The following is a 7741-nucleotide window of genomic DNA, read 5'->3' on the forward strand; positions in this document are numbered from 1 at the left end:
CGCGTGCCGGAGTCTGAATCTTCAAAGGAGGCTAGAGAAAGATGACTGCCAGCTTCAAAGGCAAAACGCCCTCGCGGCGCGCCTTTCTGAAGGGCTCGATCGCGGCGGGTGGTGCCGTGTTCGGGGCCAGCGCGGCCAAGGCCGCGGAACCCGATCCGCTGATCACCGAGGTGCAGGACTGGGCCACAGGCCTGGGGGACGGCGTTGACGCAACGCCCTACGGCCTGCCGATCAAATACGAAAGCGATGTGATCCGCCGCAACGTGGAATGGCTGACCGCCGACACGATTTCGTCGATCAACTTCACCCCGATCCATGCGCTCGATGGCACGATCACGCCGCAGGGCTGCGCGTTCGAACGCCACCATTCGGGGGCAATCGAGCTGCGCAAGGAAGACTACCGCCTGATGATCAACGGGCTGGTGGATACGCCGCTGGTCTTCACCTATGAAGATCTGGAGCGGTTCCCGCGTGAAAACCATGTCTATTTCTGCGAATGCGCGGCCAACACCGGGATGGAATGGGCCGGCGCGCAGCTGAACGGCGCGCAGTTCACCCATGGCATGATCCACAACATGGAATACACCGGCGTGCCGCTGCGTACCCTGCTGAACGAGGCAGGCGTGCAGACCGAGGGCAAGTGGGTCTATGTCGAGGGTGCCGACGCATCGTCGAACGGCCGTTCGATCCCGCTGGAAAAGGCGCTGGACGACGTTCTGGTGGCGTTCAAGGCCAATGGCGAAGCGCTGCGCAAGGAACACGGCTATCCCGTGCGCCTGGTTGTTCCCGGCTGGGAAGGCAACATGTGGGTCAAGTGGCTGCGCCGCGTCGAAGTGACCACGCAGGCGATTCAGAGCCGCGAGGAAACCTCGAAATACACCGACACACTGGCCAATGGCACCAGCCGCAAATGGACCTGGGTCATGGACGCCAAATCGGTTGTCACCTCGCCCAGCCCGCAAAGCCCGATCAAGCACGGGCATGGCCCGCTGGTGATCACGGGCCTGGCATGGTCGGGCCGTGGCGCGATTACGGGTGTCGACGTGTCGCTTGACGGTGGCATCAACTGGCAGCCCGCGCGCCTGGCACAGCCCGGCACGGCCAAGGCGCTGACGCGTTTCTATCTCGATGTCGAGTGGAACGGCGAAGAGATGTTCCTGCAATCGCGTGCGCGCGACGAAACCGGATACGTTCAGCCCAGCAAGGCGCAACTGCGCGAAGTGCGCGGCGAGAACTCGATCTATCACAACAACTGCATCCAGACCTGGTGGGTGAAACCGAACGGGGAGGCCGAAAATGTCGAAGTCTCTTAATCTTTATGGCGGTGTCGGCGTCGGCCTCGTCGCGTTGCTGACCGGCGCGTACAACTTTGCCGACCGCAACGTGACGCCCATGCCATCCGACGCGCCGAAAATGGCTGCCGAAGCGGACACCGATTTCATGCTGATCGCGGCTGCACAGGCCAGCGATGCGGCCGCCGACGGCAAGTTCGGCCTTGGCCGTCCCGCGCTGCCCGAAGAGGTCGCCGCATGGAACCTGGATGTCGCGCCTGACGGCACCGGCCTTCCGGTTGGTTCGGGCTCGGTCGAGGACGGCGAGATGCTGTTTTCGGAAAACTGCGCCGTCTGCCATGGCGAATTCGCCGAAGGTGTCGGCAACTGGCCGAAACTGGCTGGCGGCGAAGGCACGCTGGCCGACAAGGATCCGCTGAAAACCGTCGGGTCGTACTGGCCCTACCTGTCGACCGTGTGGGACTATGTCCACCGCTCGATGCCGTTCGGCGCCGCGCAAACCCTGTCGAACGACGAGGTGTACGCGATCACGGCCTACATCCTGTTCTCGAACTACCTTGTGGACGACGATTTCGTTCTGTCGAACGAAAACTTCCTCGAGGTCGAGATGCCGAATGCCGACGGGTTCATCGTGGATGATCGCGAAGAAGCCGAAAAGCACTTCTGGACGGCCGAGCCCTGCATGGAAAACTGCAAGGACAGCGTGGAAATCACCATGCGCGCCGCCGTTCTGGACGTGACCCCGGAAGAAGAAGGGGCCGCGGACGAGGCGGCAGCAGAACCCACCGCAGCGACCGAGGAAACCCAGACGGCCACGGCTGAACCCGCACAAGAGGCCGCCGCCGAAGAGACACCTGCAGCCGAGGCAACCCCGGCCGCCGCGTCGATCGACACGGCGCTGGCGGAAGAGGGTGAAAACGTCTTCAAGAAGTGCAAGGCCTGCCACCAGGTAGGCGAAGGCGCGACCAACAAGACCGGCCCCGTCCTGAACGGTGTCATCGGGGCCAAACTGGCCCATGTCGAAGACTTCCGTTACAGCAAGACGATTGTTGAAATGGGCGAAAGCGGCATGGTCTGGGACGAAGCCAACCTGTCGGCCTTCCTGGCGAAGCCGCGCGATTTCATCAGCGGCACCAAGATGTCCTTTGCCGGACTTCGCAAAGAGGACGACATCAAGGCTGTCATCGAGTATCTCAAGACCTTCCCGTAAGCGGAAAGGCAGGTCAGGGCCGGCCAGACCGGCCCTGTCGACAAGGATAATACCGGTACCACGGTCCTGTTTCGGGCAGTGGACCGGGAAAGTTAAGGACGGGCGCCTCACAGGTTGAGGTGCCCGTTCTTTTTTCGCGTATTTCCAGAATAAAAGATTGAAAAAATAGGGGAACGCCCGCACCATATTTCAACAAGCGCCCCGAAAGAGAGCGCATGAAAATGGGAGGAAACGCCATGAAAATCGGCGTTCTGTCGGTGGCCGCCGGCTTTCTTTTGGCTGCGGCGCACTGGGTTGGATATGCGGCTGCCGACGAGATCGGCGATGCCGAAAGCGGCGAAAAGATCTTTCGCAAATGCGCCAGTTGCCACCAGGTCGGGAAGGGGGCCGAACACCGCATCGGCCCGCATCTCAACGGTATTTTCGGGCGCAAGGCGGGCACGGTGGACGGCTATGAGCGGTACTCCGAAGGGCTGGTCCGGGCAGGCAACGACGGCCTGGTCTGGTCGCTCGAAAAGCTGCATGCCTATCTGGAGAACCCGAAATACCTGGTGTCGGGCACACGGATGAATTTCGCCGGGCTCAAGGATCAGCAGGACCGGGCCGACGTCCTGGCCTATCTGCGCCGCTTTTCGGACAACCCCGCCAACATCCCCGAGGCGCAGCCGACCGCCGTTGCACCCGAGGTGGAGCTGTCGCCCGAGATACTCGCCCTCGTCGGTGATCCCGAATACGGCGAATACCTCGCTAGCGAATGCACCACCTGCCATCAGCGGGACGGCTCGGACCAGGGCATCCCGTCAATTACCGGGTGGCCCGAAGAGGATTTCGTGATCGCGCTGCACGCATACAAGCGCAAGATTCGCCCGCACCCTGTGATGCAGGCCTATGCCGGGCGGTTGACGGAAGAAGAGATTGCGGCGCTCGCCGCATATTTTGCAGGGCTCTGAGAGGCCTGCACCTTTCATGGGAGGATACGGTATGAAACTAAACAGACGCGCCTTTATAGGAACCGGTGCAGCGGCGGCGGCCGCGCTCCAGGCTCCGAACGTGTGGGGCGCCGCGCATGGGCGGCCCAAGGTTGTTGTCATCGGCGGTGGGGCAGGGGGCGCAACCGTGGCCCGCTATCTTGCCAAGGACAGCAAGGGCGAGATCGACGTGACCCTGGTCGAGCCCACGCGGCAGTACTACACCTGCTTTTTCTCGAACCTTTATATCGGCGGGTTCCGCGATCTGAGCTCGATTGCGCACAGCTATGGCACGCTGGCGTCGGAATACGGGATCAACGTGGTGCACGACTGGGCCACCGGCATCGACAGGGACGCCAAGACCGTCACGCTGGCGGGCGGCGCAGTGCTGCCCTATGACAAGCTGGTGCTGAGCCCGGGTATCGATTTCGTCGATGGCGCCGTGCCGGGGTGGGATCTGAACGCGCAGAACAAGATGCCCCACGCCTACAAGGCGGGCAGCCAGACCGAACTGCTGAAGGCGCAGCTTGAATCGATGCCCGAGGGTGGTCGTTTCGCGATGGTCGCGCCGCCGAACCCCTATCGCTGCCCGCCGGGGCCTTACGAAAGGGTCAGCATGGTCGCGCACCTGCTCAGCCAGATTAACCCGACCGCCAAGATCCTTGTCGTTGATCCGAAAGAGAAATTTTCCAAGCAGGCGCTGTTCGAAGAAGGCTGGAACAGGCACTATGCCGGCATGGTCGAACGGATCGGCCCGGATTTCGGCGGTGACAAGGTCGAGGTCGACCCCGGCGCGATGACCGTCACGGTCGACGGTGTCGTTGAAAAGGTCGACGTCTGCAACGTGATCCCGGCGCAAAAGGCTGGCCGGATCTGCGAAATCGCCGGCATCAACGACGGCAACTGGGCGCCTGTGGACGGTCACAGCATGGTCAGCCGAATGGATGCGAATATCCACGTCCTTGGCGATGCGACCAACCAGGGCGACATGCCGAAGTCCGGTTTCTCGGCCAACAGCCAGGCCAAGGTCGCCGCGATGGCGATCCGGGGTGAACTGACCGGCTCCAAGGTGTTCCCGGCCAAGTTCTCGAATACCTGCTGGTCGCTGATCGACACCGATGACGGGGTCAAGGTCGGGGCATCCTACCAGGCGACGGACGAAAAGATCGCCAAGGTGGACGGCTTCATCAGCCAGACCGGCGAGGATGCCGCGCTGCGCAAAGCGACCTACGAGGAAAGCCTGGGCTGGTATGCCGGTATCACGGCGGACATGTTCGGCTGAACCGCGACTTGCACCGGGGCCGCACAGGCCCTGGTGCCCTCAATCCCGGCGCATGGCCGCCGCGATCCAGAACGCCAAAAGGCCGAGCGAAAACAAAAGGTTCCAGTTCGCCATGGTCAGCCCCAGGAAAAACGGCTGCAGCTGATCGCATAGCACGAGTGCCGGCGTATCGGCCGCTGCACCCGGCAAAAGCGCACTGCCTGCGCCAAGGGACAAATCCCCGCCGCCGGTGCAACTGGCGGGGCCTTCCCACCATTTTCGTTCGACGCCCGTGTGATACAGCGCCAGACCCGAGGCCGCGACCATGCAAGCTGCGCCGGCCCACGCCCAGATGCGTCCACCGACCGTCAGGGCTATCGCCCCGATCGCGATCGCCACGGCATGAGGCCACCGCTGCCAAAGGCACAGCTTGCAGGGCGCCCAGCCGAGGAACTGGAATAGGAACGCCCCGGCCAGCAGCGCGGTGGAGCCGCCTGCCGCCAAAAGGATGAGCCGTTGTCGCGTCAGCCTCACAGGAACCTCACGATGTAGAACCCACCCAGCAGGATGACGATGAAAACAACGAACATCAATCCCAACCGGCGTTCGATGAAATCACGAATGGGCGCGCCGAATTTCCAAAGCAGTGCCGCAACGATGAAAAACCGCACGCCGCGCGCGACGATAGACGTGATCGTGAAAGTCACCAGCGGCAATCCGGTCCAGCCGGACATGATAGTGATCACCTTGTAGGGAAAAGGTGTCATGCCAGCGATCAGAACCGGCCAGAAACCGAAATCGTTGAAGCGTGCGTTGAACTCGTCCATCGCCGCGCCCTTGCCCATCGCTTCGAGGATCGGCTGCCCGACCTGTTCGTATGCCAGGGCGCCTATGGCGTAGCCAAGCAATCCACCCAACACGGACGATACAAGGGCGACCGCCGCGATCAGAAATGCCCGCGAGGGACGCGCCAGGATCATGGGGATCATCAGCACGTCCGGCGGGATCGGGAAAACCGAACTTTCGACAAAGGATACAAAGGCCAGAACCCACAGGGCCTTGGGGTGGTCGGCCTGCGACATCGTCCAGTCATACAAGCGTCGGATCATCGCGCGTCTCCGGGGCCTAGCGTGGCGTCACCGCCTGTTTAGCGACCACGCGCCTGACGGCAAGAACAAAGCGAATTGCATCTGGACGCCCGCGAAACTCCAAGTTAGACCAAGGGCCGGGCCCAAGTGGCGGAATGGTAGACGCAGGGGATTCAAAATCCCCCGGTAGCAATACCGTGAGAGTTCGAGTCTCTCCTTGGGCACCAAATTATTTTTCTAAAATACTGAATTATTGATATTTTCGATTTTAACTGGATTGAGACCCCCTTTGTGGTGGCGGTGCGGGGTTGTAGAAAATCCAACGTAAAGAACTGACACCACAGGACGCGATTCCACTAGTCAGCGGCGTAGTTCATTGAAATCATGAGAAAACGGAGCAGTCGGTTCTACTTTATCAGAAGGTCTGCTTCATGCTTTTTGAGCGACCGACGAGCGGATTGGTAAGCTTCAGCGCCCTTGTCGCTGGCTAGCTCGGGAAACAGATCGAAGATTTCATTTCGCTGTGCTTTGCCCATGCCCTTCAGGCTCATGTCGCCGGGTTGGAAGCTTTCGGTCCACGACCCGTTTGACAGCACCACCTCGTGGTGGTCGAACATGAAGTGAATATATGTGGTGCCCATCACATCGACTTCGTGGATGCCTTCCGCGCCCACCATGTGTTTGGCTGCCGCCAAAACCTCTCGGTTTTCAAAGTAAAGCGCTGTTTTGTCGTTGTTTACCAGAAGGCGGTGGTTCGGGCTGACAAGCATGTCCCGCTCGGGCAGGTCGTTGCCCAGCGCGCCTTTGCGGACGAGAACAGGTTTGAGGTGCGGGTCTTTCGCGAGTTCCAAGCCTGATACTCGTTTGGCCCCTATCCAGCGGATTTCCTGAATGCCGTTGTCACGGGTAATCACTCGGTCACCAACTTTGAGGTCTTCAACCAGCTTCTCGCCCTGCGGGGTTGCGATTGCAGTGCCAGGAGTGAAACAAGGTACAACATTCGTCTCGAGAAGGAAGTTTGTCCCGTTGAGCGGACCTTCCAGTTTTGGAAAATCTGGAAAGAAAATAAGTTGCTCTCCAGTTGCCAAACTAATCACCGCATAGTCAGGCGGATTGCTGCTAGAAAACTGCGGATATTGATTGAAGAAGTTGCTGTTTCGAGCCGCCGGTTCCAGAGTTCCTATTGAAACTATTGAAAAGCTTGTTTGGGAAAGGCCGCCGTCCAAGCTGACTTGGTCCGCCTTCCACCATTGGGCGTCATTGAACTGCAGCTCAACACCCGTGTCTCCAGCGCTGGTTCCATAGGGGCCAAGACCACTGCTCGGAGAAAAAAGTACGTTCGGCCCCGCAGTCTTGAAGGTTCCGTATGCTGCATTGAAGACGAGAATTTCAGACATTACGCTTCTTTGAATGCTTATGTTCAGCCAATGGTTCCCTTAAAATAATAATCGCGAAAAACTCCTAGCGGATAGTAGCAACATTTCGCGTGGAAGTTCGATGGATTTCATTCTCGCACTGGAAACAGACTGTTCTCCAGGGGCGGGAGCCAAGTTCTCCTGCCTCCGAAATCGCCAAGACTTTATCGGCAAAATTAGCTGGCAAAGTCATCAATTGCACATACCGAACAGGGTTAATGCAGTGCCAGCACAACCATCCATGAAATAAAGACAATGAGCGATATATCAGAAAAAAGTACTCAAATTCGATACAGTGATTGCTGAGAACTGGGTTGAGTTGCCCCGTTAGAAGAAAGCTTTATGGGGATTCCAGAAAATGTGGCAGAATTTGGGCACAAAAAATTTGTGTTGAGGTCACGCCGGGCAGTGCTGAGCCTCCCCAACTGAACTGGTCCACCACTATGTTTAGGAAACGGAGGACCGAGAATGGCAAACAGGCGACCCAAGCCCGAAGAGATTGTCTCG

General features: G+C 59.5%; 6 protein-coding genes, 1 tRNA gene and 1 pseudogene. 5 read left to right on the forward strand and 3 right to left on the reverse strand.

Translation table 11 applies throughout. From position 1 onward, the window contains the following. Positions 1-41 precede the first annotated feature (41 nt). The 4 genes from soxC to BLT50_RS09010 all read left to right on the forward strand — a co-directional run bounded on the left by soxC (position 42) and on the right by BLT50_RS09010 (position 4752). Positions 42-1313 carry a sulfite dehydrogenase gene (gene soxC, locus BLT50_RS08995; RefSeq protein ID WP_090028314.1) on the forward strand — a complete coding sequence of 424 codons (1272 nt, stop codon included), beginning with the start codon at positions 42-44 and terminating at the stop codon, positions 1311-1313. Further along, entirely contained in the window at positions 1297-2502 is a 1206-nt protein-coding gene (locus BLT50_RS09000) for a c-type cytochrome (protein ID WP_090028315.1), read from the forward strand. The genes soxC and BLT50_RS09000 overlap by 17 nt, the downstream gene beginning before the upstream one ends. Positions 2503-2738: 236 nt before the next feature. Next, complete coding sequence (locus BLT50_RS09005) at positions 2739-3452, forward strand: c-type cytochrome (RefSeq protein WP_090028358.1); 714 nt, start codon at positions 2739-2741, stop codon at positions 3450-3452. Positions 3453-3483: 31 nt separating this feature from the next. Beyond that, complete coding sequence (locus BLT50_RS09010) at positions 3484-4752, forward strand: NAD(P)/FAD-dependent oxidoreductase (protein ID WP_090028316.1); 1269 nt, start codon at positions 3484-3486, stop codon at positions 4750-4752. 39 nt (positions 4753-4791) lie between these two features. Here BLT50_RS09010 and BLT50_RS09015 read toward each other — a convergent pair whose 3' ends face one another. After that, positions 4792-5265 carry a disulfide bond formation protein B gene (locus BLT50_RS09015; RefSeq protein ID WP_342706696.1) on the reverse strand — a complete coding sequence of 158 codons (474 nt, stop codon included), beginning with the start codon at positions 5263-5265 and terminating at the stop codon, positions 4792-4794. Further along, the gene (locus BLT50_RS09020) at positions 5262-5840 is read right to left on the reverse strand and encodes a YqaA family protein (protein WP_090028317.1); all 579 of its coding nucleotides are present in this window, start codon (positions 5838-5840) and stop codon (positions 5262-5264) included. Before BLT50_RS09020 ends, BLT50_RS09015 begins: the two co-directional genes overlap by 4 nt. Before the next feature lie 120 nt (positions 5841-5960). Here BLT50_RS09020 and BLT50_RS09025 point away from each other — a divergent pair. Then, a tRNA-Leu gene (locus tag BLT50_RS09025) sits at positions 5961-6046 on the forward strand. A 180-nt stretch (positions 6047-6226) separates the two neighbouring features. Here BLT50_RS09025 and BLT50_RS19570 read toward each other — a convergent pair. Next, positions 6227-6817, reverse strand: a pseudogene (locus BLT50_RS19570) (Hint domain-containing protein); the annotation flags it as partial. Positions 6818-7741 lie beyond the last annotated feature (924 nt).

It is taken from the genome of Lutimaribacter saemankumensis, from assembly GCF_900100005.1.
GTDB classification, from domain to species: Bacteria; Pseudomonadota; Alphaproteobacteria; order Rhodobacterales; family Rhodobacteraceae; genus Lutimaribacter; species Lutimaribacter saemankumensis.

Excerpts from the sequence above, each read along its gene's own strand:
- BLT50_RS09005 (WP_090028358.1), top strand. The coding sequence starts at position 2,739 with ATGAAAATCGGCGTTCTGTCGGTGGCCGCCGGCTTTCTTTTGGCTGCG.
- BLT50_RS09010 (WP_090028316.1), top strand. The coding sequence starts at position 3,484 with ATGAAACTAAACAGACGCGCCTTTATAGGAACCGGTGCAGCGGCGGCG.
- BLT50_RS09020 (WP_090028317.1), bottom strand. The coding sequence starts at position 5,840 with ATGATCCGACGCTTGTATGACTGGACGATGTCGCAGGCCGACCACCCC.
- BLT50_RS09000 (WP_090028315.1), top strand. The coding sequence starts at position 1,297 with ATGTCGAAGTCTCTTAATCTTTATGGCGGTGTCGGCGTCGGCCTCGTC.
- soxC (WP_090028314.1), top strand. The coding sequence starts at position 42 with ATGACTGCCAGCTTCAAAGGCAAAACGCCCTCGCGGCGCGCCTTTCTG.